Here is a 25979-nt window from a genome sequence, read left to right on the forward strand (position 1 = left end):
GGTCTACTCCGCCGCTTCGGCCATCGGCCGGGGGGTGAAATCCTGGGGGAAGTGGGTCAGCGCGCTGAGGACCGGATAGGGTGTGAAGCCGCCGAGCGCGCAGAGCGAGCCGGCCTTCATCGTGTCGCAAAGGTCCTTCAGCAGATCGACCTGCGCCTCCGGGCGCTCGCCGCCGGCGATCTTGTCCAGCGTCTCGACGCCGCGCACGGCGCCGATCCGGCAGGGCGTGCACTTGCCGCAGCTCTCGATGGCGCAGAACTCCATGGCGAAGCGCGCCTGCTTCAGCATGTCGACCGTGTCGTCGAAGACGACGATGCCGGCATGGCCGATCAAGCCGTCCTGCGCCGCGAAGGCCTCGTAGTCGAACGGCGTGTCGAACAGCGCCGGCGGGAAATAGGCCCCGAGCGGGCCGCCGACCTGCACCGCGCGCACCGGACGCCCGCTCGCCGTGCCGCCGCCGATCTCCTCGACCAGGGTGCCGAGCGTCACGCCGAAGGCGGTCTCGTAGAGCCCGCCATGGCGGATGTTGCCGGCAAGCTGGATCGGCATTGTACCACGCGAACGGCCGACGCCGAAATCGCGGTAGAAGGCGGCGCCCCGATCCAGGATCACCGGCACGGAGGCCAGCGACAGCACGTTGTTGACCACCGTCGGCCGGCCGAACAGGCCCTGCAACGCCGGCAGCGGCGGCTTGGCCCGCACCACGCCGCGCTTGCCCTCCAGGCTGTTGAGCAGCGAGGTCTCCTCGCCGCAGACATAGGCGCCGGCGCCGACGCGCAGCTCCATGTCGAAGGCGTGGCGCGAGCCCAGCACCGAGGCGCCGAGAATGCCGTCGCGGCGGGCGATCTCGATAGCCTCGCGCATGATCGCGATGGCATGGGGATATTCGGAGCGGGTGTAGATATAGCCCTTGGTCGCCCCGGTCGCGATGCCGGCAATCGCCATGCCCTCGATCAGCACGAAGGGGTCGCCCTCCATGATCATCCGGTCGGCAAAGGTGCCGCTGTCGCCCTCGTCGGCGTTGCAGACGATATATTTGCGGTCGGCCTCAGCCTTCAGCACCGTGTTCCACTTGATGCCGGTGGGAAAGCCGGCGCCGCCGCGGCCGCGCAAGCCGCTGTCGGTGACCGTGGCGACGATCTCCGCCGGTTCCATGGCGATGGCGTTGTGCAACCCGCGCAGGCCCTTGTAATGGCGGTAGTCCTCCAGTGACAGCGGATCGGTGACGCCGACGCGGGCGAAGGTCAGCCGGGTCTGGCTCTTGAGGAAGGGAATCTCCTTGGTCTCGCCGTGGAACAGCGGATGCTCGCCGCCCTCCAGAAAGCCGGCGTCGAACAGGCCGGGCACGTCCTTTTCCGTGACCGGACCATAGGCGACGCGGCCATGGGCGGTGCGCACCTCGACCAGCGGCTCCAGCCAGTGCATGCCGCGCGAGCCGTTGCGCACGACCCTCGCCTCAAGCCCTCGGGCGGAGAGTTCGCCTGCGATCGCCTTGGCGACGCGGTCGGCGCCGACGGCCAGCGCCGCGGAGTCCCTGGGAACGAAGATCACCGGGGTCATCGGCCGGTCTCCTTCACCAGCTCGCGCATCGCCGTCTCGTCCAGCCGTCCGTGCAGCTCGCCGTCGAGCATCGCTGCCGGGGCGCAGGAACACAGGCCGAGGCAATAGACCGGCTCCAGCGTGACGCGCCCGTCCGGCGTCGTCTCGTGCCAGTCGATGCCGAGCGCGGCCCGCACCCCGTCGGCAAGCCCGTCGCCGCCCATCGACTGGCAGGCCTCGGCCCGGCAGATCTTCAGCACGTGGCGGCCCGCCGGCTCTTTACGGAAATCGTGATAGAAGCTCGCGACGCCGTGCACCTCGGCCCGGCTCAGATTGAGCGCCTCGGCGATGGTGCGCAACGCCTCGTCCGGCACGCAGCCGAACTCCTTCTGCACCTCGTGCAGGATCGGCAGCAGCGGCCCCTCGAGCTGCGCAAGGTCCTCCACGACGGCCTGCGTCCGTTCCGCGACCTGTCGTGACGACAATTGCAATGACATGCGTTCTCTCCCTCGCCTCGCCCGCCTCCCGGAAAGTCCGAAATGCGCGGAGAAACATCAACATCACTGTTCCGTTGTGCGATTGCACATCCCTATAGATGAGTAATCGGCTCCACTTTTATCTTCCCCTCGGCCCGGCTGCGTCGGGACGCGAGGGCTCGGCCGCGCCGGATGAACGGCACGCGGGGCGAAAGCACGGAAACGGTGGTTCGGAGCCCGGGACGCCGGAGCGCCCCGGGCTTGGGTCTGGGCTTGGGCCTGGGCTTGGGCCTGGGGCCTGCCTCAGGCCTTGGCCGGCTGCGCGCCCTCCGGGCCGGTGCTCTTCGCGCCGGCGCCCGCGCCGCTTTCCATGTGATGCCTGGCATCGACCGGGCGCACCAGCGCATTGGCCACCAGCGCGACCACCAGCAGGGTCGCCATGGCATACATGGTGGTGTTGTAGAGGCTGGGCGTCGGATCGACCGTGCCAATGGGCGCGATCTCCATCAACTGTGCCACCGTCACCGTCTTGGCCGCCACCAACTGATCGAGCTGCTCGACGCCCGCGCCGAACTTCTGCGCGAAGGCCTGCGGGTCGACCCTGGACGCAAGGTCCCGGATGGCACTGTTGAGCGACATGTTGCGCAGCTCGGTGATGGCGAGCGGGCCGAGAACGCCGGCCGTGCTCCAGGCGGTCAGCAGCCGCCCGTGGATGCCGCCGACATATTTGGTGCCGAAGATATCCGCGAGATAGGCCGGGATCGTCGCGAAGCCACCGCCATACATCGTGAAGATGATCATGGTGGCGCCGTAGAACATCACCAGCCAGGTCACCGCCGGGTCGACGCTGACCTGCGCCGCCGCGAAGGGGATCGACAGGTACAGCAGCGTGCCGAGCACGAAGAACACGTGGTAGGTGTTCTTGCGCCCGATATAGTCGGAGGTGGAGGCCCAGAAGAACCGGCCGACCATGTTGAACACGGAGATCATGAACACATAGGTCGCCGCGAAGGTGGAGTTGACGATCAGCGGCAGGGTGGTGCCGAAGATCTCCGACATCATCGTCTTGGCGACGCCGATCACGCCGATGCCGGCGGTCACGTTGAAGCACAGCACGATCCACAACAGGTAGAATTGCGGCGTCTTCAGCGCCTGGTCGATATGGACGTTGTTCTGGGTGATCATCTTGCGCGAGGCGGCGGCCGCCGTCGGCGGTGTCCAGCCGGCCGGGCGCCAGCCCTCGCGCGGCACCCGGTAGGACAGGGCCGCGACGATCATCACCAGCAGATAGGCGAGCCCCAGGGTGAAGAAGGTGCCGGCGGCGCCGGTGTTGCCGGTGCCGACCACATAGATGCCTTCCTGCAGCGCGACCGGGGCGGCGGCCACCTCCTTGGCGCCGGCGAGCACCACCTCGACCAGTTGGCCGTTGACCTCGGCGAGGCGACGGCCGCCCTCGGTGACGAGATCGATGGAGCCGAGCGGGCCGAGATAATCCGGCGCCCGGTAGAACACGCCGAGCAGCCATTCCTTGATCGGCGTCGCGATCATCGCACCGCCGCCGAAGCCCATGATCGCCATGCCGGTGGCCATGCCGCGGCGGTCCGGGAACCAGCGGATCAAGGTCGACACCGGCGAGACATAGCCGAGACCGAGGCCGCAGCCGCCGAGCACGCCATAGCCGAGATAGAGCAGCCAGAGCTGGTGCGTCATGATGCCGAGGCCGCCGATCAGGAAGCCGCCGCCCCAACACAGCGCGGCGACGATGCCGACCATGCGCGGGCCGACTTCCTCCAGCCACTTGCCGGCAAAGGCGGCGGACAGGCCGAGAAAGACGATGGCGACCGAGAAGATCCACACGACCGACGACAGGCTCCAGTCGCCGGGCGCCGCCGCCACGACGCCGAACTGCTTGATCAGCGGCGGATTGAAGATGCTCCACGCATAAACGGAGCCGATGCACAGGTGGATGGCAATGGACGCCGGCGGAACCTTCCAGCGGTTGAAGCCGTCCTCTGCGACGATGTGTTCCTTTTTCAGCCAGTCAAACATGCACCTATTTCCTCCCGTGCACGGTTGTCGAGGCAGCTCCGCAAGCCATGCCGCGCCGTTGACCGGATCGTCGGCAGCTTCCGGCCGGTCCCCTCCGGAACCGGATGCCTGCCGTCCGCCCTCCCCGCACGCCGCCAGGGCCTCCCGCCCCGCCGACCGCGGCAGACCGGCCCGCTCGGGCGGCCTGCGACCAGACAGCGCAGTCCCCTACGCAAGTTCGGCGCCAGTTTGAATGATCTTTGTTTTTCAAGGGATTGACGGAAAAGCCCCACCCAACGCGGACATTTTGTCCACTTGACGCGCCGGTCGCCCGTCGCGGCCTGGACATTTTGTCCGAAGGCTCAGGAGGCGTCGGCCAGCGGCTCCTCGGGCAGCCAGATGGTGAAGACGGTGCCGGCGCCCGGCGCGCTGCGCACGCGGATCTCGCCGCCCTGGCGGCTGACCAGCGTCTGGGTGATCGACAGGCCGAGCCCCGTCCCCTGCCGGCTCTTGGTCGTGTAGAACGGGTCGAAGACGCGCGCGAGCACCTCCGCGCTCATGCCGACGCCGGTGTCGGCGACCTCCACGGTCACGCCCGGCACGCCGTCGCGCTGCGTGTCGGCGGTGGCGAGCGACAGCCGCCCGCCCTTCGGCATCGCGTGGATGGCGTTGACGATCAGGTTGATCAGCACCTGCTGCAGCTCGGTCCGGTTCATCAGGACGGTGCGGGAGGCCCGCATCTCGCGCGCCACCTCGATCTCGGTCTGGCGCAGCAGATGACGCACCAGCGGCAGGCAGTCGGAAATCACCTCGTCCGGCGCGTGCCGGTCGGCATAGCCGGCATATTCGTCGGGCTTGGCGAATTGCAGCAGCTTCATGACGATCTGGTTGATCCGGTGGACCTGCTCGTCGATCAGCCGGATCTCGGTGCCGGCGACCTCGGCATGCGCACCGAGCAGCATCCGCAAGACCTCCAGGTTGCCCTGGATGACGGCGATCGGGTTGTTGATCTCATGCGCGACGCCGGCGGTGATCTCGCCGATGGCCGCCAGCTTCTCCGACATGATGAGCTGCTTGGTGGTCTCCTCCAACTGGCGGTTCGCCAGCATCAGGTCGCGGGTGCGCTCTTCCACGCGGGCGTTCAGCTCCTCGTTCCAGGAGCGGAGCTGCCGGTCGCGTTCCTGCACCAGGTCGAGAAGATGGTCGAGATGCTGCGCGACGCGGGCGATCTCGTCGCTGCCGCCGCCGCCGGGCCGGGTGCGCGCGCCCAGATCGCCGTGCTCGACCCGCCCGATCGTGTCGGTCATCCGCTCCAGCGGCTTGAACACGCCGCGCGCCCAGCGCAGGAACAGCGGCACGCTGCCGGCGGTGACGACGAGGAAGCCGACCAGCACGGCAACCAGCGTCGCCAGCTTTTCCGCCTGGAACGGCGCCTCCAGAAAGCCGACATAGAGCATGCCGACCCGCTCTCCCCGGCTGTCGGCGATCGGCTCGTAGGCGGAGATGTACCAGTCGTTGACGACGAAGGCGCTGTCGAGCCAGACCTGCCCCTCGCCCAGCACGCGCTCGCGCACCGCCGCCGAGACCCGCGTGCCGAGCGCCCGGCGGTTCTCGAACAGGCGCACATTGGTGCTGACCCGCACATCATCGAGAAACAGCGTGGCGGTGCCCTGGCTGCCCTCCGGCAGGCTCGCCTCGCGGTAGACGAGATCGTTGATCGTGTCGATGAAGACGAGGTTCTGGTTGAGCAGGATGCCGCCGACCAGCGCGCCCGGCACCGCCTCCGCCAGACGCGCCGGACTGGCGGAATGCACGACCATGCCGCGCGTCTCGGTCGTCCGCTCCGTCGGCACCGCGTTGGCTGTGGGGATCAGCTCCAGGCTCGCCCGCGCCGCAAGCTCCGGCGACAGGCCGGCAAGCTCCTCGCCCTCGAAGATGTCGACGCTGCTGGCCGGCGTGCCGGCCATGGCCCGGTCGATCACCGGCCAGTCGCGGCCGAGCGGCGGGCTGGCTCCAGCCGGAGAGACGGCCCGGACCCGGCCGTCGCCGCCGACCAGATAGAGAAAGTCGAGGCCCATCTCCGCGCGGCTGCGCTCCAGCAGCGCGGCCAGCGCCGCCCCGTCGCGCGCGTCGGCGATGTCGCGGAACTCCGCCGACTTGCCGAGCGCGTCGAGCCGCTCGCCGGTGTTGTCGAGGATCCGGGTGAAATACTGGTGGGCGACCGTCAGGTCGGCATTGACCTTGGTCTTCAGCAGGGCATCGAACTTCGAGTTCCAGCGCACCATCGCCCAGCCGAGGAACAGCGGCAGCACCACCAGGGTCGGCAGCAGCGCGATGGCCAGCAGCCGCACCCGGACCGACAGCCGGCCGCGGCGCGCGGGCACCGCCCGCCGCCCGTCCTCAGGCTCAGCCATTCCAGTCGACGAGCTTGCGGTCGATGGTCTTGCGCGAGATGCCGAGCCGGCGCGCCGCCTCGGCGCGGTTGCCCTCGCACGCCTCCAGCACCCCGAGGATATGGCGCCGCTCGACGTCTTCCAGCGCATCCGTCCGGACTTTGGCCGGCGCGGGCGCAGGTCCGCGCGCGGGCTGGCCCACCAGATCCTCCGGGAAGCGTCCGAGGATCAGCGAGCGCTCGATCATGTTGCGCAACTCCCGGACATTGCCCGGCCAGTCATAGGCGAGCAGCCCGGCGACCACCTGTGGCCCCATCGGCACCGGCGGCATGCCGAGCTGGACGGCGAGCTTGCTCATGAACAGTTCCGCCAGTTCGCGAATATCGTCGCCGCGCTCGCGCAGCGGCGGCATCTCGATCTGCAGGACATTGATCCGGTAGAACAGGTCGGCGCGGAACCGGCCGGCCTCCACCTCGCGCTCCAGATCCGCGTTGGTGGCGAAGACGAACCGCAGATCCACCGGCACCTCGCGCTCCGAGCCGATCGGCCTCACCCGGCGATCCTCGATCGCCCGCAGCAGCTTGCCCTGCAGCGGCATCGGCAGATCGCCGATCTCGTCGAGGAACAGCGTGCCGCCCTGGGCATGCATGAACAGGCCCTCGCGATTGCCCGCGGCGCCCGTGAAGGCGCCCTTCAGGTGGCCGAACAGCTCCGCCTCGATGACATCGGCGGGGGTCGCCGCGCAATTGACCGGCACGAAGGGCTTGGCCGCACGGTCCGACAATTCGTGGACCGAGCGTGCCGCCACCTCCTTGCCGGTGCCGGACTCGCCGGTGATCAGCACCGAGGTCGGCAGCGGCGCGACGCGGGCGATGGTGTCGCGGATCTGGCCGATCTCGCGGGAATGGCCGATCAGCTTGTCGCGCAGCAGCAGGTGGTCGGAGGTGGCCTGCAACTGGTGGCGCAGCAACTGGTTCTCGCGCAGCAAGGTCACCCGGTCGAGACAGCGCGCCACCGCGTTGAGCAACTGGTTGGACCGGAACGGCTTCAGCACGAAGTCGACCGCGCCCGCGCGCAGCGCCTGGATCGCCGTTTCCAGGTCCGCATAGGCGGTCATCAGGATCGCATGGGCGAAGAAGCCGATCTCCCGCTGTTCGGCGAGCCATTCCACCCCGGTCTTGCCGGGCATGATATTGTCGAGGATCACCACGTCGAAGTGATGCCGGTCGAGCAGCAGCGAGGCGGCGGCCGCGTCCTCCGCCTCCTCGATCCGCTTGCAATGCGGCGCCAGCGTGCGCACCAGGAAGTTGCGCATGCCGGGCTCGTCGTCGACGATCAGGATCGAGGCCTGCGACAGCCACGGCCCGAATTGCGCGTCGACGGACGCGTCCGTCGCGCGCTTGAGCGATCCCGTGCCCATGAACTCCCTCCCCCGGATTCTTTTGTCGTTCTGTGTTTTTCTCTTCCAAGAGATAGCACAGCCGGCCGGACACGATAATGCCCGCGAGGCGCAGCTTGCAAACACACGAAGACGCGAGAACCGGAAGACCGGCGCTGTGGGAGGGACGACGCGCGCCGCCGACGCGCGCCTCCTAAACGGCGCTGAGGCGCAGGGCGACCGTGTTCAGCGCCGCGACCTTGGCCTCGGCCGAGCCGCCGGCATAAGCGCTTTCCAGCGTCTCCAGCACCTGGCGGAACCGCTCCAGCTCCTTGCCGGCGATGTCCAGCGTCAGCGGCTGGTCGTCATAGGCATCGACGAAGGCTTGCGCGGCGCGGGCCACCAGCAGCCAGGCGATGGCCTGTTCGGGCTCGCCGACGATGCGGGCACGGGCCTCGCGCGCGCAGGCTTCGAAGCTGCGCACGCTCGCGCTGTGCTCGGTCAGACCATTCGCAATCTCGATGAACATCCTGCTCTCCTTTGGCGAAGACCTTTCGCCGGCCTCGTTCGCGGGGACCCTACGCCGTGCGGGCCGAGACCGTCCAGTGCACCGGCACCATGGGATCGAAGACGGTAACCGTGCCCTCGCCCGTCACCACCTTGTCCGGCACCGGGACCGGCGCCGCGCGCTTTTCCAGCACCAGATGGCCCTCGTTCGGCGGCAGCCGGTAGAAGGCCGGCCCGTTCAGCGAGGCGAAGGCCTCCAGCCTGTCGAGCGCGCCCTCCTCCTCGAAGACATGGGCAAGGCAGGCCATCGCGTTCGGCGCGGTGTAGATGCCGGCGCAGCCGCAGCCGCATTCCTTCGCCGGATCCACATGCGGCGCGGAATCGGTGCCGAGGAAGAAGCGCGCATCGCCCGAGGTCGCGGCCGCACGCAGCGCCAGCCGGTGTTCCTCGCGCTTGGCGACGGGCAGGCAGTAGTAATGCGGGCGGATGCCGCCGGCGAAGATCGCATTGCGGTTGATCATCAGGTGATGGACCGTGATCGTCGCGGCGAGATCCCTCTCCTGCGCGCGGACATAATCGACCCCCTCGCGCGTCGTCACATGCTCCAGCACGACGCGCAGGCCCGGAATGCGCCGGCGCAGCGGATCGAGCACCGTTTCCAGGAACACCGCCTCGCGGTCGAAGATGTCGACGGCCGGGTCCGTCACCTCGCCATGGACGCAGAGCGGCAGGCCGATCTCGGCCATGCGCTCCAGCACCGCAGTGACCTTGGAGAAATCGCGCACGCCGCCATGCGAATTGGTGGTGGCGCCGGCCGGATAAAGCTTCACCGCGGTGATCAGCCCGCTGCGGAAGCCGGCCTCGACATCGTCCGCCGCGGTGCCTTCGGTGAGGTAGAGCACCATCAGCGGGGTGAAGTCGTGCCCCTTGGGCAGGGCGGCGAGAATGCGCTGGCGATAGGCCTCAGCCTGCGCCGTCGTGACCACCGGCGGCACCAGGTTCGGCATGATGATCGCGCGGGCGAAATCGGCCGAGCTGTGCGGCAGCACGCCGGCGAGCATCGCCCCGTCGCGCAGGTGCAGGTGCCAGTCGTCGGGCCGGCGGATCGTCAGTCGGGTCATGGCGCCCCCACGAGATACTGGTGGACGATATCGGTGGCGGCGAGCAGATCGGGCAGCTCCATCGCCTCCTGCGGATTGTGCGAGCCGTTGCGGTTGCGCACGAAGACCATGCCGGCCGGCACCCCGACGGACGAGAACACCGCCGCGTCGTGGCCACCGCCGCTCGCCATCACGAACGGCTCCTGGCCGACGGTCTCCATGGCTTTGCAAAGGCCGGCGACGAGACCGGGATCGCACAGGGCGGGGGCGACGCGCAACTCCTCGTCGAGCTCGAAACGGACTTTCCGGTCGCGCTCGATCTGCGCCATCTCGGTCTTCAGCAATTCGCGCATCTCGTCCAGCACCCGCGCGCTCTGGCTGCGGATGTCGAGGCTGAACGACACCTGGTCGGGAATCCGCGTCATCGCGTGCTTTTCCGGATCGGTGCCGACGATGCCGCTGGTCAGCACCAGGTCGTCGCCCTTGGCGAGAATGGTCGCCCAGCTCTCGTCGAGCCGCACCAGGAGGTCGGCCAGCGCCAGCACCGGATCGCGGCGGAAGGCGCGCGGCACGGCGCCCGAATGGCCGGCCTCGCCGAGGCAGCGCAGGGAGCGGTAGCGGATGTTGCCGCGAATGCCCGAGACCACCGCCGCCGGCACGTCCTTGCCGATCAGGAGCGGCCCCTGCTCGATATGCACCTCCAGATAGGCGGCGATCCGCGACAGGTCGATCAGCGGCCGGCCGGCGCGCACGCCCGCCATGTCGATGCCGAGCGCGTCCATATGGGCATCGAGGCTGCGCCCGTCGCCTTTGTGACGGGCGGCGAGATCGGAGGCGGACAGCGTGCCGGTCAGCGCCTTGGAGCCGATATAGCACGGGCCGAACCAGGCGCTTTCCTCGCCGCGCATGGCGAGCACATGTACCGGGACGGCGAAGCGGCGGCCCTCGCGCCGCGCCCGCACCAGGCACAGTAGCCCGGCGACGACGCCGGCAAGCCCGTCGAAATTGCCGCCGAAGGGGACGCTGTCGACATGCGAGCCGATCAGCGTGTAGCGCGCCGCCTCGCGCTCGCCCGGCAGGCAGAAATTGGCGTTGAGCCCGGCGTCGTACCAGACCTCCAGCCCTTCGCGGCGGGCGAAATCCTCCAGGAAGGACAGCGTCTTGGTCTCGATGTCGGAAAAGGCCGGGCGGCTGACGCCTTCCACATCCGGCGACAGGCGCGCGATCTCGTCGAAGAGGAAACCGGCAAGGCGCAGCTCCTCGGCGCGGTCATAGGCCCCGGACTTCCTCAGCGCGGTCACGGCGCCGCCTCCATGAACACGACGCCCTCCTTCTGCTCGCCGTCGATCAGCGTGCCGATCAGCTCGCGCACGGACGAGAGCTTCTCGCGCTGCAGATAGCGCTCCAGCTCGGCGATGACGGTGACCATCGCCGTCGGGTTGATGAAGGTGGCGGTGCCGACCTGCACGGCGGTGGCACCGGCGATCAGGAACTCGATCACGTCCTCGGCGGTGGAGATGCCGCCGCAGCCGATCACCGGAATGGTGGTCGACTTGGCGCACTGATAGGCCATGCGCAGGGCGATCGGCTTCAGCGAGGGACCCGACAGGCCGCCCATCAGGTTGCCGAGCTTCGGCCGCCGGGTGCGGATGTTGATGGCCATGGCCAGCAGCGTGTTGGCGACGACCAGCGCATCGGCGCCGCCCTCCTGCGCCGCGCGCGCCACTTCCGGCGTTTCGCCGGTGTTCGGCGTCAGCTTGGCCCAGAGCGGCAGATGCGTCGCCGCGCGCAGCTTGCGCATCACGTCATAGGTCGAGGAGGGACGGATGGCGAAGGCCTTGCCGTCTTCCTCGATGTTCGGGCAGGAGATGTTGACCTCGATGGCGGCAACGCCCTCCACCGTCACTTCCGAGCACAGGCGGGCGAACTCGTCCGCCGTATTGCCGGAGATCGACACGACCAGCGGCGTCTCATAGGCGCGGTAGAACGGCACCACCTTGTCGAGGAAAGCGCCAACGCCCTTGCTCGGGATGCCGATGGAATTCAGCATCGACCCGCCGACCTCGCACACGCGCGGCGTCGGATTGCCGTCGCGCAGGCCCCTCGTGATCGTCTTCGTCACATGGGCGCCGAGGCAGTCGAGGTCGAAGACCTCGGCCAGTTCCTCGGAAAAGGTGCCCGAGGCCGGCATGATCGGGTTCTTGAGCTTGAGGCCGGCAATGTCGACGGACAGGTCTACCACGGCATGGCCTCCTGGATGTCGAAGACGGGTCCCTCGCGGCACACGCGCAGTTGCACGGTCTTGTCGCCCTTGCGGAACGGGCGGACGCAGCAGTGGCACATGCCGAGGCCGCAGGCCATCTGCTGCTCCAGCGCGATCTCGCCGGGAATGCCGTGGCGCTTGCCGATCCGCTGCAACAGGGTCAGCAGGCGGTTGGAGCCGCAGGTGTAGAAGGCATCGATGCCGGGACCTGCGATCCGCTCCTCGATCAACCCCTCCAGATGCTCAAGCGACGAGGTGCCGTCCGCATCGGTGACCGGCACGATCTCGGCCCCGAGATCGCGGAAATAGTCGATCGACATCAGCAGGTCCGGATGGCGGGCGCTGCAGATCGCGGTGAGATGCCGGCCGAGCCGGTTGGCCTCCAGCGCCAGCGGCGCCAGCGTTGCAAGGCCGACGCCGCGGGCGACCAGCACCAGCCGCTGCCAGTCGTCGTCGATGCGGAAGCCCTGGCCGAGCGGGCCCATGACGTTGAGCGTATCGCCCGCGCGCAGCTTCGCCAGCGCCCGGGTGCCGGCGCCCGCCACCTTGTAGAGGAAATGCAGCTCGCCGCGCTCGGGATAGAAGCCGTAGATGCTCATCGGCCGGCGCAGATAGGGCGTCTCGCCGCCAAGCACCGGACACAGCAGGTTGAAGAACTGGCCGGCGCGGCACAGGTCGAGCATGTCGCGCGGGGCTGCCAGCACCAGGCGCATGTACTCGCCGTTGACCGGGTCGTTGGCGAGGACGCCAAGGTCCCGCTCGAAGACGACGGGTTGCGCCCGCCCGCCAATGGCGGGCGCGGCTCTTGTCAGCACGCTGGTCATCCGAACACCAGATTGGGCAGGAAGGTGGAGATCGACGGGATATAGGTGATGATCCCGAGCGCCACGAGATTGGCGATCACGAAGGGCCAGATGCCGGCAATGATCGTCATCACCGGCTTGCCGAGCGTCGAGGACGCCACGAAGAGATCGAGCCCGAAGGGTGGCGTGATCATGCCGGCGGAGATGTTCAGCGTGACGATCATGCCGAAATGCACCGGGTCGATGCCCATCGCCATCGCCACCGGATAGAGCGGCGGCACCAGGATCAGCAGCGCCGAATTCGGATCGATGAACATGCCGGCGATCAGGAAGACGACGTTGACCACCAAGAGGAAGGCGATCGGGCCGGCATCGACCGCTGCCAGGAACTGCAGGATCTGGCTGGGGATCTGCGCCAGCGTGATGAAGTAGGAGAGCAGGCCGCCGAGCGCCAGCAGGATGAAGATGATCGCGGTCGAGACCGCCGCCCGTTCGGTGACCTTGAACAGCTTCTTCAAGGTCAGTTCGCGGAACACGACCATCTCGACGAAGATGGCGTAGACGACGCTGACGGCGGCGGCCTCGGTCGGGGTGAAGACGCCCGAATAGATGCCGCCGAGAATGATCGCCGGCATGCCGAGCGCCCAGCCGGCATGGCCAACGGCGCGCAGCCGCTCGCCCCAGGAGGTGCGCTCGCCGGCGGACACGCCGGCGCGCCGCGCCTCGATGGCGACCATGATGGCGAAGACGAGGCCGAGCACCAGGCCGACCGCCATGCCGGCGACGAACAGCCGCGCGACCGAGGTGCCGGTCATCCAGCCATAGATGATGAAGGTGATCGACGGCGGGATCAGCAGCGCCGTCTCGGCGCTGGAGGCGATCAGGCCGAGCGAGAACTTGTCGCTGAAGCCGGCCTTGCGCATTTCCGGATAGACCAGCCGGCCCATCGCCGCGACCGTCGCCGGCGCCGAGCCGGAGACCGAGCCGAAGGCCATCGAGCCGCCGACGATGGTATAGCCGATGCCGCCCTTGCGATGGCCGAGCAGCGACTGCACGAGGCCGGTGAGGCGGCGGGCGATCTGGCCCTCGCCCATCAGCTCGGCCGCCAGGATGAAGAAGGGAATGGCGAGCAGCGTCGAATGGTTGATGCCGCCGACCAGCTTCTGCACCACGACCGGATCCGGCAGGGTGCCGTAGAAGATCTGCTTGACCAGCAGCGCCGGCACGCCGAGCACGAGGAACATCTCGAAGCCCGCGACCAGCAGCAGAACGGCCAGCGCGACGATGAGGTAGAGAAGAATCATGCCTCGTCGGCCTCCCGTGCCGGCATGCGGTCGATCAGCCCGAGGAAGCTCAGCAGGTAGCGCAGGGCAAGCAGCCCGAAGCCGACCAGGGGCGCGACATAGATCCAGCCCATCTCGAGGCCCAGCGTCGGGCTCTTCTGACCCGAGCCGAAGACGAACAGCGTCATCTTCCAGGCGAGCCAGACGAGATAGAGCGAAAACAGGAAGCCGGTGGCATCGATGATGCGCTGGACCGGCAGGCGGGTAGCGGCGGCGATGCGCGCGCGCCAGGTGTCGACGGCGACATGGCGGCCGATCTCCAGCGCGTAGCCGATGGCGAGGAACACCAGGTAGAGGTTCATCAGCCGCACCGCTTCCTCGATCCAGCTCAGGCTGGAGGCAAGCGGGCTGCCCGAGGCGCGCACCACCACGTTGACGAAGTAGAGAGCCACCATCGTCAGGAAAATCAGGACCAGTGCGGACCGTTCGACGGTCCGCAGGATCGAGAGGGCACTGCGCATTGACCTGCTCCAGTCGTCCGCCGCAAGGGCTGTCCTGCCCGCCGCTCACGGCGGACCCGGAATGAAATCGGGCGCGGATCCGGCCGCGCCACCCACCACACAAGGCGGCGGGCAGTTCTTAAGCGGTGCGGGCGCAGGTCCGGGCCGCGCCCACCCGCCGCAAGGGCGGCGGGCAGTAAAGCGGTGCGGGCGCAGGTCCCGCCGCGCCCCCCCGCCGCAAGGGCGGCGGGCAGTAAAGCGGTGCGGGCGCGGTCCGGGCCGCGCCCACCCGCCGCAAGGGCGGCGGGCAGTAAAGCGGTGCGGGCGCGGTCCGGGCCGCGCCCGCGGGCCGGAACAGCCGGCGGTTACTTGGTAACCGCGGCGTATTCCTGCTCGTAGAGGTTCACCAGCAGCATGCCTTCCTCGCCGGCGCCCTGGATGTAGGCGTTGCGGGCGGCCGGATACATGGTCTCGCGGAACGCGGCCTTCTCCTCGGCGGAGAGCTCGCGCACCTCGACGCCGGCACCCTTGATCTCCTCCAGCGAGGCGGCGACCGACGCCTGCTTGTGGGCGATCAGGTCCGGGATCACCTCGGCGAAGGCCTCGGTGATGACCGTGCGATACTCTTCCGGCAGGCTGGCCCAGAAGGTCGGGTTGAACAGGACCACGTCCTCCATCGCGCCGTGATTGGAGAGCACTAGGTGCTTCTGCACCTCGTAGAACTTCATGGCGCGGATGGTGTCGAGCGGGTTCTCCTGGGCATCGACGACGCCGGTCTGCAGCGAGGTGTAGAGCTCGCCGAAGGGCAGCGCGATGGCCGTGGCGCCGACCGCCTTGAACTGCTCGATCAGGATCGCCGAATCCATGACGCGGAACTTCTGGCCGGAGAAGTCCTCCATGCTGGCGAGCGGCTTGTTGGACGTGAAGTTCTTCTTGCCGTTCGGCCACAGCATCAGGCACTCGACGCCGCGGCTCTCGAAGGACTCGCAAAGCGCCTTGCCGAAGGTGCCCGAGCGCAGCTCCTGCGCCTTGGCATCGTCATCGGGCAGCAGGAAGGGAATGTCGAGGATCGACACGACCGGATTGAAGCCGCCGAGGAAGGCGGCCGGGGCGACGGTCGCCTCCAGCGAGCCGAGCTGCACGCCCTCGGTCATCTCGCGCTGCTGGCCGAGCTGGCCCTGCGGGAAGATCTGGAACTCGACGGCGCCGTTGGTGCGCTCGGCGACCAGGGCCGCGACCTTTTCCAGATGCACGTGGCGGGACTGCTGGGTCGATTCCAGATGGCCGATCTTGGCGACGAAATCCGCCGCGAAAGCGCCGGACGAGAAGGCGACGGCGAGGACGGCCGTTGCGGCCAGCTTGCTGATTGAATGTGACATAGGGCTCCACCTCTAAGGCTAACAGGCACCGGATACGCTTTTGCTTCTTGGCGCGACAGCGCGGAAGGAAGGACGCAGCGTATGGGGCGATCCGGAGCCTGTCAATATTTCATCTCAAAAATGAGACAATTGGACATTTCATCCAAGAACTGATTATCTTGATCGGAAATGAGCCGCCACACGAGATCGCCGGCCGCGCTGCCGGCCCTCGCAGGCCATGGGAACCCGTGGTGACCCCGATACCGACCTCGATACCGATGCAGGACGACGACGCCATCCGGTTCAGCGATATCGGCGCAAGGCTGCGGGCCCATCGCCTGGGCAAGGGCCTGACGCCGGAGGCGCTGGCGGAAAAGCTCGGCATTTCCCGTGCCGCGCTGTACCGGGCCGAGAAGGGCGAGATCCGCAAGATCGAGATGCTGACCTCGATCGCCGCCGAACTCGGCGTGTCGCTGCCGAGCCTGCTCGGCGTCGGGGTGGAATATGTCAGCACCTCCATCGGCTTCTTCGAGCGCATGCGGCAACTGGAGGACGAGTGCCAGCAGATCATCGGCCTGTTCAGCCCGATGTCCTACTTGCTGACCTCCGACGACTATGACGCGATCCTGAGGGAAGTGCTGCTGGAATCGATCCCCGACGGCACCGATCCGGACGGCGAGGCGGCCGATGCGGTGGAGCGGCTGCTGGAGATCCTGCGCGCCCGCAAGGAGGCCTTCCGCCTGCGCCGGCCGCTGATCGTCAGCCTGATCTCCTCGGCCGATCTCGAACGCTTCCTGCTGCACGGGCTGATCGGCCGCCACGACCTGCCGCCGCAAACGGTCGACCGCCGCCGGCTGATGGCGCGGCGCGAGGCGGAGTATCTCCTGTCGATGCTGCGCGACCAGCCGATCGGCATCCAGATCGGCATCGTCCGCGGCCCGGTGCCGGCGACGAGCTTCCAGATCTTCCGCCAGACCAGCCGCTCGGTGCTGGCGATCAGCCCGTTCCGGCTCGGCGAACAGCCGAATGTCCGCCTCGGCGTCGCCATGATCACCTCGGCGGCGGAGGCGATGACCCTGCACGAGACCATCGCCGAACGGCTGTGGGGCGACGCCCTCAAGGGCGCCGAGGCGATCGCCCATCTGGACGCGACGATCGACAAATACGCCATCGCCGCCCCGCCGACGACGGACGGTTGAGACGCCGGGCGAGGCCCGATCAGCCGCCAGTCGCCGGCGTTCCCTTCCGTGCCGCCACCAGATAGCGGGGGGTCGTGCCCGGCCAGATCCCCGCCCGCGCCAGGTTGAGCTCGCCGAACGGCCCGGCCCTGAGGATCTCGAACCCCACCGACGACAGTGCCTCCGCAACGGGCCGGGCGCTTTGCACTGCGGCAAAGGGCTGCCGCGCCCGCTCAGCGGCGGGCCAGTCCGACGCGCGCCAGAACCCGTCCACAAGCAGGACGCGGCCGCCCGGCCTCAGCCATCCGGACCAGGCGGAGAAGACCCGATGCGGATCGACCAGATGGCAGAGCACCTGTCGCGAGACGATCCAGTCGAAGGCGCCAGCGGCAAAAAGCGCGGCGTCGTCCGATGCGCCGACGACAAATTCGTGCCGCCGCAGGGCCGGGTTCCGCTCCAGCGCCCGCTCGACCATCGGCCCGGAGGGCTCCAGCCCGGACACTGCGTAGCCGGCCGCCTTCAGCGCCACCGTCAGCAGGCCAGTCCCGGCGCCGATATCCAGCACGCGCGACGGCGGCCGCTCCTTCCCGGCAAGCGCCGTCATCACCGCGAGCCAGGTTTCGACCTCCTCGGGAGGCAGCCGGTGCTCGGGGTCGTCATCGTAGCGGGCTGCCCCGATCTCGTCATAGCTCATGTCACCGATGCCATCCGTTGGGGAGCGGCCCTGCGAGAGCTGCCCGTCACATCGCAGGTCGCGAACCTGCTTTCGATCACCTGCTGGAGCCGCGCGATCGCGAAGGAGAGTGCCCAGTAGATCGCGGCGGCGATGACGAACATCTCCAGATACCTGAAGCTGGAGGAGCCGACTTTCTCCGCGACACGGGTCAACTCGACGACCGTGACGACGGAGGCCAGCGAGGTCTCCTTGACCGCGCCGATGAAGCGCGTGCCGAGCGTCGGGATCGCCGCCCGCAGCGCCTGGGGCAGGACGATGAGGAACAGGACCAGCGCCGGTTTCAGCCCCAGGGAGGCACCGGCATCCCACTGTCCCGGCTCCACCGACCCGATCACTCCGCGCAGGTCCTCGCCGATGAAGGCGCCGGAATGCAGGGCAAACGCGGCGATGACCGTGGGGATCGCCGGAAGCACCACGCCGACCTGGGGCAGGCCGTAATAGAGGAGCAGGATCTGCACCAGCAGCGGCGTGCCGCAGAGAAACGACACGGCAATGCGCGCAGGCACCCGCAGCAGGCGCGGGCCGTAGAGCCGCGCGACGGCCAGACCCAGCCCGATCGGCAGGGCGAGGAGAAACGACACTACCCCGAGGACGACGGTCAGCACCGTCCCCGAAACGAGAAGCGGCCAGGCCCGGATGAAAAGATCGATCACACGCAGTGCCCCACGACCTAGTCACCCGAATCTGAAGTTCGTCACAGGTCTCGGCATGCTCTGAACGAACTTCAGATTCAAAAGGGTGACTAGCAAGTCTATGTTTCTAGTGTGGTTTTCGAATTTGAAATACGCTCACCGGCACGCTGCAAAAATGAGGCGTATTTCAAATTCACCACACCTAGTCGGCGGCCTTTTTCAGCTCAGCCGCCATGTCGACGCTGCCGAGCCATTTGGCGGACAGGCTGCTATAGGTGCCGTCGTCGATGATCGACCGGAAGGCCGCGTTCAGCGCCTGCCCGAAGCGGTCCTCGCCCTTCCGGAACACCATCGCGTTGATTTCCCGGTTGACCTGCACCGCCCGGACCACCGGCAGGGCGTTGATCCTGGCGATATAGGCGCCCGCATCGTCGGAATAGATCACCGCGTCGACCCGGCCCACCGCAAGGTCGGACAGCGCCAGAGTGGCGTTCTCATAGGCGCGCACATCGAGCTTCTTGTCGCCGTGCTCGGCCGCCAGATACCCCTCGGTGATCGAGCCCGCGAGCGTGCCGACGGACTTGCCGTCGAGATCGTCCAGCGTCCGGATCCGCTCGTCGCCCGTACGCACGAAGACGCTGGTCCCGATCGCCATGTAGGGCAGCGAGAAGTCGACGATCTTCGAGCGCTCCTCGGTGATCGTGTGGCCGGCGATGACCAGGTCGAACCTGTTCGCCTGGATGCCGGGAATGAGGTCGGGAAACCGGGCCGGCACGAACTCGACCTTGCCGATGCCCATCCGCGCCGCCAACTCGTTCGCCAGGTCGATCCCGAGCCCGGTCAAGCGGTTGTCGTCGTCGAGAAAGTCCCAGGGCGCATGCCCCTGCGTGTTGGCCACCCGTAGGGTCCCCGCCGCTTCGACACGGGCGAGAAGGTCGTCCTGCGCAGCGGCCGCGGACGCCGCGACGGACAGAACGATGGAGAGGGCAAGCAGGATCGCTCTGCGCATGGCGGCTCCCTTGACGGATTGCGGGTGGGCACGGCAGGCGGAACCGCACAGGACGGTGGGCCAAGCCGCCCGCCCCTGCCGATGACGCCCGGCGCGTTACAGGGTAACATTTACATAGACGTGATAACATAACAGTTGCCGTGGTCAAGGGGCCGGATCGGCATCGGCACGGGGGATCCGCGCCCGCGCTGGACGCCACGGTGACATTGTCACCGTTCCCGCGGGGCGGTGCATGGCATCCCGGCCGGACGTCGTGCCGAGCGGCCCGGGATTGCGACTGTGAGATCAAACCCATTCCATCGCAGGATGCCGGCCTGTCAGGGAGGCTCGGGAGAGCACGGGACCATGGACAGCCCTGAACGGCCGACCGCCGCCCCACCGGAACGGGGCGCGTCGGAACGGGACGCGTCGGAAGGGCGCGCGTCGGAACGGGACGCGCGGGCACGGATCATCGCCCCGGTGCGGGCGGAGCTGCGCCGGGCCGGACTGCTGGCCGTGCTCGCCGGCATGATCTGGCCGCTGCAGGCCGCCGCCATCGCCTGGGCGATCGCCGGCTGGGCGACCGGCACGGATGTGCTTGCCCGCAGCCTCGCGGCCGCGCTCGCCATCGGCATCGGCGGTCTGGTCCGCGCCGGGCTCGAGCACCGGAGCGGCCGCCTGCTGTTCGAGGCCGCCGACCGGACCATCGCCCGCGAGCGCCAGGCGCTGCTGCTGCGCGAGGCCCGCGCCCGCGCGCCCGAAGGCTCCGCCGCCGTCGCGGCGCTGGCCTTGCAGAAGCTACCGCTGCTGCAGCCCTGGATCACGCGCTACCATGTGGCGATGACGCGGGTCGCGGTGCTGCCGGCGCTGCTGCTGCTGCTGACCGTCTCGATCTCCTGGGCGATCGGTCTGGTGCTGCTGGTCGCCGGGCCGCTGATCCCCGTGTTCATGGCGCTGGTCGGCATGGCCGCCGAAGCCGCCTCCCGCCGGCAACTGGCCGAGATCGGCACCATGAACGACATGCTGATGGACCGGCTGTCGGCCCTGCTCGACATCCGCCTGCTCGGCGCCGCCGACCGCGCGGCGCAGGATTTTTCGGCCAGAGCCGAGGCCCTGCGCGAGCGGACGATGGCGGTGCTGCGCATCGCCTTCCTGTCCTCCACCGTGATGGAACTGTTCTCGGCGATCGGCGTCGCCATGGTCGCGGTCTTCGTCGGCTTCAGCCTGCTCGGCGAGATCGGCTTCGGCACCTGGGGCGCGCCGCTAACCCTGGGCGAGGGCGTGTTCCTGCTGCTGATCGCCCCGGAGTTCTTCCAGCCGCTGCGGGACCTGGCCGCCGCCTGGCACGACCGCGCCGCCGGCCAGGCCGTGGTCGCCGAGCTGGAAGCGTTCGACCGCGCCGAACGCGTCACCGTGGTCGGCCAGGGCGAGCCCGCCGCACCGCTTGCCGGCCCGATGTCGCTCGAACTCTCCGGCGCGGTCGCCGCCCTGCCCGCCCGCGCCCTGCCGCTGCCCGCCTTCGCCGTCGCCGGCAGCGCGCTGATCGCCTTGAGCGGGCCGAGCGGCGCCGGCAAGTCGACGACGCTCGCCGCCATCGCCGGACTGGTGCCGCTCGCCGCCGGGCGCATCACCGTCTGCGGCCGGCCGCTCGGCCCCTCGACCGCCGATGCCTGGCGCGCCCGCCTCGCCTATATGGCGCAGGCGCCGCATTTTCCCGACCAGATGCTCGCCGACTATCTCGATCCGCTCGGCGAGGGCGCCGACCCCTGGCACGCGCTCGACCTCGCTCGCGCCCGGCAGGTGGTCGAACACCTGCCGGCGGGCTTGCGGACCCGGCTCGGCGAGACCGGCGGCGGCGTCTCCGGCGGCGAGGCGCGCCGGCTGATGCTCGCCCGTGCCATCCTCACCGGCGGCGACCTCCTGCTCGCCGACGAGCCGACCGCCGACCTGGACGGCGAGACGGCGGCGATGATCATCGCGGCGCTGCGACAGCTCAAGGCGGGCGGACGCACGGTGATCGTCGCGACGCACGACCCGGCGCTGATCGCGGTGGCCGACCGCACCGTGGAGATCACCCCATGACGCCGCTGCTGCGCGTGGCGCGCCTGCTGGTGTCGGCCTCGCCCCGGGCGATGGCGCGCGGCGCCGCGCTGACCCTTGTGGTGCTGCTGATGGGCGCCGCCCTGCTCGGCCTGTCCGGCTGGTTCATCACCGCGACGGGCCTCGCCGGCCTTGCCGGCATCGGCATCGCCTTCGACGTGTTCCGCCCCTCGGCCGGCGTCCGTCTGCTGGCCCTCGGCCGCACCGCCGCACGCTACGGCGAACGGGTACTGACCCACGACGCCACCTTGCGCGCGCTCGCGGCGCTGCGCGTCGACCTGCTCACGCGGCAGGCCGGGCTCGATGCCCGCGCCCTGGCGCGGCTGCGTGGCGAGGCGAACCTGACGCGGATCGTCGCGGATGTGGACGCGCTCGACGGCATCGTGCTGCGCCTGCTGCTGCCGGTGCTGGCCGGGCTGGCGACCCATGCGGTGGTCTTCCTGGCGCTCGGCCTGCTGGTCGACTGGCTGGTCGCCTGGCTGGTCCTGCTCGGCTACCTGCCGCTCGCCGCGCTGGTGCTGCGGCGCCTGGCCCGGCGCGGCATCGCCCCCTCGGCCGCGGCGGAAGACCGCGCCCAGACGCTGCGCCGCGGGCTGATCGACATGCTGCGCGACCGCGAGGCGCTGATCCTGACGGGAACGCTCGGGGCGCGCGAGACGGCGCTCCTCGACGTGGAGCGGCAGGCGCGGGCGGCGGCGCGGGAGCTCGACCGCAGCGAGCGGGAGGCCGGCGCCCTGCTGTCGCTGGTCGTCGCCCTCGTCGCCGCGCTGGCGCTGCTGGCCGGCGGCTGGCTGGTGCAGCGCGGCGATGTCGACGCCGCCGCCGCCGCCATCGGACTGTTCGTCGCCCTGGCGCTGGCGGAAACCGTCCTGCCGTTGCGGCGCGGCTTCGCGGAGCTGGGACGCATGCTCGGCGCCGCCGAGCGGATCCTGCAGGACGACCCCGGCCCGCGCGCGCGCGGCCCCGCCCCGGATCGGGATCAGGACCGGGATCAGGACCGTGATCCGGCGCCCCCCGTCCCGGCGGCCGGCGCGCCGCTGCTGGACTGGCGCCGCGGCCCGCTCTCGCTGATGCTCCATGCCGGCGAGGCAGCGGCGCTGGAAGGGCCGAGCGGCGCCGGAAAGACCACGCTGCTGCTGCGGATCGCCGGCATGACCGACGCGCCCGCCGACGAGATCCGGGTGCTCGGCCGGCCGCCACTGGACTGGCCGGAGGATCTGTTCCGCGACATCGTCACGATGGTGCCGCAGCGCAGCGCCCTGATCGCCGGCAGCGTGCGCGACAATCTGACGCTCGCCGGGCCGGCAACGGACACGCAGATATGGGCGGCGCTGGAGGCGATGGATCTCGCCGCCGCGATCGACGAGCGCGGCGGCCTTGGCGTCCGGCTCGGCGAGCGCGGCGCCGGCCTGTCGGGCGGACAGGCGCGGCGGCTGTCGCTCGCCCGCGCCATTCTCCGGCGTCCAGGGCTGCTGCTGCTCGACGAGCCGACCGAGGGCCTCGACGAGGCGACGGCCGAGAGGGTGCTCGCCGGCCTGCGCCGGGCGCTGCCCGAGACCGCGCTGCTGGCGGCCCTGCATCGCGGCGGCGAACACCCGGTGTTCGGACAGCGGCTGCGCCTCGCCCGGTGACCATGTCACCGTCGCGGCGGCGGCCGGCGCGCTAACCAGATCCCCGAACCTCAACACCCCGGCACCGATCGCTTACGCGCTGGCGATCGCGGCCGGACGTTCGGGAGAGTCCGATGGAACTCGATGTCGTCGAGCTGTCGCGCCTGCAATTCGCGATGACAGCCATGTACCACTTTCTCTTCGTGCCGCTGACGCTGGGCCTGTCGGTCATCGTCGCGATCATGGAGACGGTCTATGTCATGACCGGCCGCCCGATCTGGCGGCAGATGACCAAATTCTGGGGAACGCTGTTCGGGATCAATTTCGTCCTCGGCGTCGCCACCGGCATCACCATGGAATTCCAGTTCGGGATGAACTGGTCCTATTACAGCCACTATGTCGGCGACATTTTCGGCGCACCGCTGGCCATCGAGGGCCTGATGGCCTTCTTCCTGGAGGCAACCTTCGTCGGCCTGTTCTTCTTCGGCTGGGACAAGCTCTCCAAGGTCGGCCACCTGACGGTGACCTGGCTGGTGGCGATCGGCTCGAACTTCTCGGCCCTGTGGATCCTCATCGCCAACGGCTGGATGCAGAACCCGGTCGGCGCCGTGTTCAACCCCGAGACCATGCGCATGGAGATGACCTCCTTCTTCGAGGTCATGTTCAACGAGGTGGCGCAGGCCAAGTTCGTGCATACCGTCTCGGCCGGCTACGTGACCGCCTCGGTCTTCGTCCTCGGCGTCTCGGCCTGGTATCTGCTGAAAGACCGCCACGTCGAACTCGCCCGCCGGTCGATCGCCGTCGCCGCCTCCTTCGGGCTGGCCTCGGCCCTGTCCGTCGTCGTGCTCGGCGACGAGTCCGGCTACTCCGCCACCCATACGCAGCGCATGAAGCTCGCCGCCATGGAAGGCATGTGGCAGACCCATGAGGCACCGGCCTCGTTCACCCTTGTCGGCATTCCCGACCAGGAGGCGCGCGAGACCCGCTACGCCGTCGAGATCCCCTGGGTGATGGGCCTGATCGGCACCCGCTCGCTGACCCGCGAGATCCCCGGCATCGAGGACCTGGTCGCGGAATCGGACCGGCGCATCCGCTCCGGCATCATCGCCTATGACGCGCTGATGACCATCCGCGAACAGCGGAACGACACGCCGGCGGAGATCCGCGAGACCTTCGAGGAGCATGGCGGCAACTTGGGCTATGCCTTCCTGCTGCTGCGCTATGTCGAGGACCCGCGCGGCGCCTCCGACGAGTTGATCGCCAAGGCGGCGCAGGACACGGTTCCCACCGTCTGGCCGCTGTTCTGGGCGTTCCGGATCATGGTCGGCCTCGGCTTCGGCTTCATCGCGGTGATGGTCTACTTCTTCTGGTATGCCAGCTTCCGCGCCCATGCCTATCCCCGCTGGGCCCTGCGCGCGGCGGTCGCGATCATTCCCACGCCCTGGATCGCCGCCGAACTCGGCTGGTTCGTCGCCGAATACGGGCGCCAGCCCTGGACCGTCGACGGCGTGCTGCCGACGGCGCTCTCGGTCAGCCACCTGTCGGTGCAGGACGTCCTGCTGACGCTGGCCGGCTTCGTGCTGTTCTACACGGTGCTCTTCGTCATCGAGATGGGGCTGATGCTGAAATACATCCGCAAGGGCCCGACGCAGGATGTCGATGTCACCGACGCCTGGGAAGCGCAGCACCGGCGCCGCCTTCTCGATCGTGGCGGCGCGCCCCTGCCGGCCGCCGCACCCGCGGAGTAAAGATCATGATCCTCTACGAACTCATGAGTTACGAACTGCTGCGCGTGGTCTGGTGGCTGCTGCTGGGCGTGCTGCTGATCGGCTTCGCCATGACCGACGGCTTCGACATGGGGGTCGGCGCCCTGCTGCCCTTCGTCGCCCGCACCGACACCGAGCGGCGGGTGGCGATCAACACGGTCGGCCCGGTCTGGGAAGGCAACCAGGTGTGGTTCATCCTCGGCGGCGGCGCGATCTTCGCCGCCTGGCCACCGCTCTACGCGGTCAGTTTCTCCGGCTTCTACCTCGCCATGTTCGTGGTCCTGGCGGCGCTGATCCTGCGGCCCGTCGGCTTCAAGTACCGCTCCAAGCGGTCGTCGCCGGCCTGGCGCAACGGCTGGGACTGGGCGCTCTTCGTCGGCGGCGCGGTGCCGGCGCTGATCTTCGGCGTGGCGGTCGGCAACGTGCTGCAGGGCGTGCCCTTCGAACTGACGCCCAACCTGTTCGCCCGCTACGAGGGCGCCTATTACGCCAAGTTCATCGGCCTGCTGAACCCCTTCGCCCTGCTTGCCGGGATCGTCTCCCTGACGATGCTGGTCACCCATGGCGCGGCCTGGCTGTCGCTGAAGGCGGAAGGGGCGGTCGCCGAGCGGGCGCGGCAGATCGGCGCCGTCACCGGGCTTCTCACCATGGGCGGCTATGCCCTGGCCGGCCTGTGGCTGGCCTTCGGGATCGAGGGCTATGCGCTGGTCGGCGAGGTCGTCACCGACGGCCCGTCCAACCCGCTCTATTCCGAGGTCGAGCGCACCGCAAGCTGGCTTTCGGCCTATGGCGAGCGGCCGTGGATCGCCATCGCGCCGGTCCTTGCCTTCCTCGGCACCGGCCTGGCGGTCAGGGGCCTGCTGAGCGGCCGCGAGGTCTCGACCCTGCTGTGGTCGAAGCTCGGCATCTTCGGCGCGATCTCCTCGGTCGGCCTGACGATGTTTCCCTTCATCCTGCCGTCGTCGCTCGACCCGCGCAGCTCGCTCACCGTGTGGGACAGCTCGTCCTCGCATCAGACGCTGTTCGTGATGCTGGTGACGACGGTGATCTTCATGCCGCTGATCCTCGCCTACACCGCCTGGGTCTACAAGGTGCTGTGGGGCAAGGTCACAGAGGCCGAGGTCAGCGAAAACTCCGAAAACGTCTACTGAGGAAGGGGTTCGCAATGTGGTACTTCGCCTGGCTGCTCGGCCTGCCGCTCGCCGCGATCTTCGCGGTCATGAACGCCATGTGGCTGGAAATGCAGCGTGACCGCGCCCTCGCCGAGGAGCGCGACGACCGCTGGCCGCGCTGACCGAACACCGCTGCCGCAAGGACGGGAGGCCGACCGGTCGCCTCCCG

Annotated in this window: 22 protein-coding genes; 6 read left to right on the forward strand and 16 right to left on the reverse strand. The window is 68.9% G+C overall.

What is annotated here, in order from left to right; translation table 11 throughout:
• Positions 1-3 precede the first annotated feature (3 nt).
• From TSB10P1A_RS12310 to TSB10P1A_RS12370, 13 genes are all read right to left on the reverse strand, one after another.
• A complete protein-coding gene (locus TSB10P1A_RS12310; protein ID WP_186388216.1) occupies positions 4-1560 on the reverse strand; it encodes an NADH-quinone oxidoreductase subunit NuoF in 1557 nt (518 codons plus the stop codon).
• Positions 1557-2036, reverse strand: a complete 480-nt coding sequence (locus TSB10P1A_RS12315) for a formate dehydrogenase subunit gamma (RefSeq protein WP_186388217.1) — start codon at positions 2034-2036, stop codon at positions 1557-1559. The genes TSB10P1A_RS12310 and TSB10P1A_RS12315 overlap by 4 nt, the downstream gene beginning before the upstream one ends.
• A 282-nt stretch (positions 2037-2318) precedes the next feature.
• Positions 2319-4064, reverse strand: a complete 1746-nt coding sequence (locus TSB10P1A_RS12320) for an OFA family MFS transporter (protein ID WP_186388218.1) — start codon at positions 4062-4064, stop codon at positions 2319-2321.
• Between the two features lie 341 nt (positions 4065-4405).
• Positions 4406-6457, reverse strand: coding sequence for a HAMP domain-containing sensor histidine kinase (locus tag TSB10P1A_RS12325; RefSeq protein ID WP_186388219.1), 2052 nt, complete (start codon positions 6455-6457; stop codon positions 4406-4408).
• Positions 6450-7856, reverse strand: coding sequence for a sigma-54 dependent transcriptional regulator (locus TSB10P1A_RS12330; protein WP_186388220.1), 1407 nt, complete (start codon positions 7854-7856; stop codon positions 6450-6452). The genes TSB10P1A_RS12325 and TSB10P1A_RS12330 overlap by 8 nt, the downstream gene beginning before the upstream one ends.
• Before the next feature lie 172 nt (positions 7857-8028).
• The gene (locus tag TSB10P1A_RS12335) at positions 8029-8343 is read right to left on the reverse strand and encodes a hypothetical protein (RefSeq protein WP_186388221.1); all 315 of its coding nucleotides are present in this window, start codon (positions 8341-8343) and stop codon (positions 8029-8031) included.
• A 49-nt stretch (positions 8344-8392) separates the two neighbouring features.
• The gene (gene pyrC, locus TSB10P1A_RS12340) at positions 8393-9442 is read right to left on the reverse strand and encodes a dihydroorotase (protein WP_186388222.1); all 1050 of its coding nucleotides are present in this window, start codon (positions 9440-9442) and stop codon (positions 8393-8395) included.
• Positions 9439-10722, reverse strand: coding sequence for a Zn-dependent hydrolase (locus TSB10P1A_RS12345; protein WP_186388223.1), 1284 nt, complete (start codon positions 10720-10722; stop codon positions 9439-9441). The genes pyrC and TSB10P1A_RS12345 overlap by 4 nt, the downstream gene beginning before the upstream one ends.
• Positions 10719-11663 carry a dihydroorotate dehydrogenase gene (locus TSB10P1A_RS12350; RefSeq protein ID WP_186388224.1) on the reverse strand — a complete coding sequence of 315 codons (945 nt, stop codon included), beginning with the start codon at positions 11661-11663 and terminating at the stop codon, positions 10719-10721. The genes TSB10P1A_RS12345 and TSB10P1A_RS12350 overlap by 4 nt, the downstream gene beginning before the upstream one ends.
• The gene (locus tag TSB10P1A_RS12355; protein ID WP_186388225.1) at positions 11657-12508 is read right to left on the reverse strand and encodes a dihydroorotate dehydrogenase electron transfer subunit; all 852 of its coding nucleotides are present in this window, start codon (positions 12506-12508) and stop codon (positions 11657-11659) included. Before TSB10P1A_RS12355 ends, TSB10P1A_RS12350 begins: the two co-directional genes overlap by 7 nt.
• On the reverse strand, positions 12505-13791 hold the full coding sequence (locus tag TSB10P1A_RS12360; protein WP_186388226.1) for a TRAP transporter large permease: 1287 nt from the start codon (positions 13789-13791) through the stop codon (positions 12505-12507). The genes TSB10P1A_RS12355 and TSB10P1A_RS12360 overlap by 4 nt, the downstream gene beginning before the upstream one ends.
• A complete protein-coding gene (locus TSB10P1A_RS12365) occupies positions 13788-14291 on the reverse strand; it encodes a TRAP transporter small permease (RefSeq protein ID WP_186388227.1) in 504 nt (167 codons plus the stop codon). The genes TSB10P1A_RS12360 and TSB10P1A_RS12365 overlap by 4 nt, the downstream gene beginning before the upstream one ends.
• Positions 14292-14635: 344 nt before the next feature.
• On the reverse strand, positions 14636-15649 hold the full coding sequence (locus TSB10P1A_RS12370; RefSeq protein ID WP_186388228.1) for a TRAP transporter substrate-binding protein: 1014 nt from the start codon (positions 15647-15649) through the stop codon (positions 14636-14638).
• Between the two features lie 230 nt (positions 15650-15879).
• Here TSB10P1A_RS12370 and TSB10P1A_RS12375 point away from each other — a divergent pair, with 230 nt between their 5' ends.
• Positions 15880-16827 carry a helix-turn-helix domain-containing protein gene (locus tag TSB10P1A_RS12375; protein ID WP_244293095.1) on the forward strand — a complete coding sequence of 316 codons (948 nt, stop codon included), beginning with the start codon at positions 15880-15882 and terminating at the stop codon, positions 16825-16827.
• Positions 16828-16846: 19 nt separating this feature from the next.
• Here TSB10P1A_RS12375 and TSB10P1A_RS12380 read toward each other — a convergent pair whose 3' ends face one another.
• The 3 genes from TSB10P1A_RS12380 to TSB10P1A_RS12390 form a co-directional block, all read right to left on the reverse strand.
• Positions 16847-17500, reverse strand: a complete 654-nt coding sequence (locus TSB10P1A_RS12380; RefSeq protein ID WP_186388229.1) for a bifunctional 2-polyprenyl-6-hydroxyphenol methylase/3-demethylubiquinol 3-O-methyltransferase UbiG — start codon at positions 17498-17500, stop codon at positions 16847-16849.
• On the reverse strand, positions 17497-18195 hold the full coding sequence (locus tag TSB10P1A_RS12385; protein WP_186388230.1) for an amino acid ABC transporter permease: 699 nt from the start codon (positions 18193-18195) through the stop codon (positions 17497-17499). The genes TSB10P1A_RS12380 and TSB10P1A_RS12385 overlap by 4 nt, the downstream gene beginning before the upstream one ends.
• Positions 18196-18376: 181 nt before the next feature.
• Positions 18377-19183: a transporter substrate-binding domain-containing protein gene (locus TSB10P1A_RS12390; protein WP_186388231.1), complete on the reverse strand. Its 807-nt coding sequence runs from the start codon at positions 19181-19183 to the stop codon at positions 18377-18379.
• A gap of 345 nt (positions 19184-19528) precedes the next feature.
• Between TSB10P1A_RS12390 and TSB10P1A_RS12395 the strand changes: the two genes are divergently transcribed.
• The 5 genes from TSB10P1A_RS12395 to cydX all read left to right on the forward strand — a co-directional run bounded on the left by TSB10P1A_RS12395 (position 19529) and on the right by cydX (position 25932).
• Positions 19529-21244, forward strand: a complete 1716-nt coding sequence (locus TSB10P1A_RS12395; RefSeq protein WP_186388232.1) for an ABC transporter ATP-binding protein/permease — start codon at positions 19529-19531, stop codon at positions 21242-21244.
• Positions 21241-22893, forward strand: a complete 1653-nt coding sequence (locus TSB10P1A_RS12400; protein WP_186388233.1) for an amino acid ABC transporter ATP-binding/permease protein — start codon at positions 21241-21243, stop codon at positions 22891-22893. The genes TSB10P1A_RS12395 and TSB10P1A_RS12400 overlap by 4 nt, the downstream gene beginning before the upstream one ends.
• A 113-nt stretch (positions 22894-23006) precedes the next feature.
• On the forward strand, positions 23007-24620 hold the full coding sequence (locus tag TSB10P1A_RS12405) for a cytochrome ubiquinol oxidase subunit I (RefSeq protein ID WP_186388234.1): 1614 nt from the start codon (positions 23007-23009) through the stop codon (positions 24618-24620).
• A 5-nt stretch (positions 24621-24625) separates the two neighbouring features.
• Complete coding sequence (gene cydB, locus TSB10P1A_RS12410) at positions 24626-25789, forward strand: cytochrome d ubiquinol oxidase subunit II (RefSeq protein ID WP_186388235.1); 1164 nt, start codon at positions 24626-24628, stop codon at positions 25787-25789.
• A 14-nt stretch (positions 25790-25803) separates the two neighbouring features.
• Positions 25804-25932 (forward strand): cytochrome bd-I oxidase subunit CydX, encoded by a 129-nt coding sequence (gene cydX, locus TSB10P1A_RS12415; RefSeq protein ID WP_186388236.1) that lies wholly within the window; start codon positions 25804-25806, stop codon positions 25930-25932.
• Positions 25933-25979: the final 47 nt, after the last annotated feature.

The organism is Stappia sp. TSB10P1A (genome assembly GCF_900185725.1).
GTDB lineage: Bacteria > Pseudomonadota > Alphaproteobacteria > Rhizobiales > Stappiaceae > Stappia.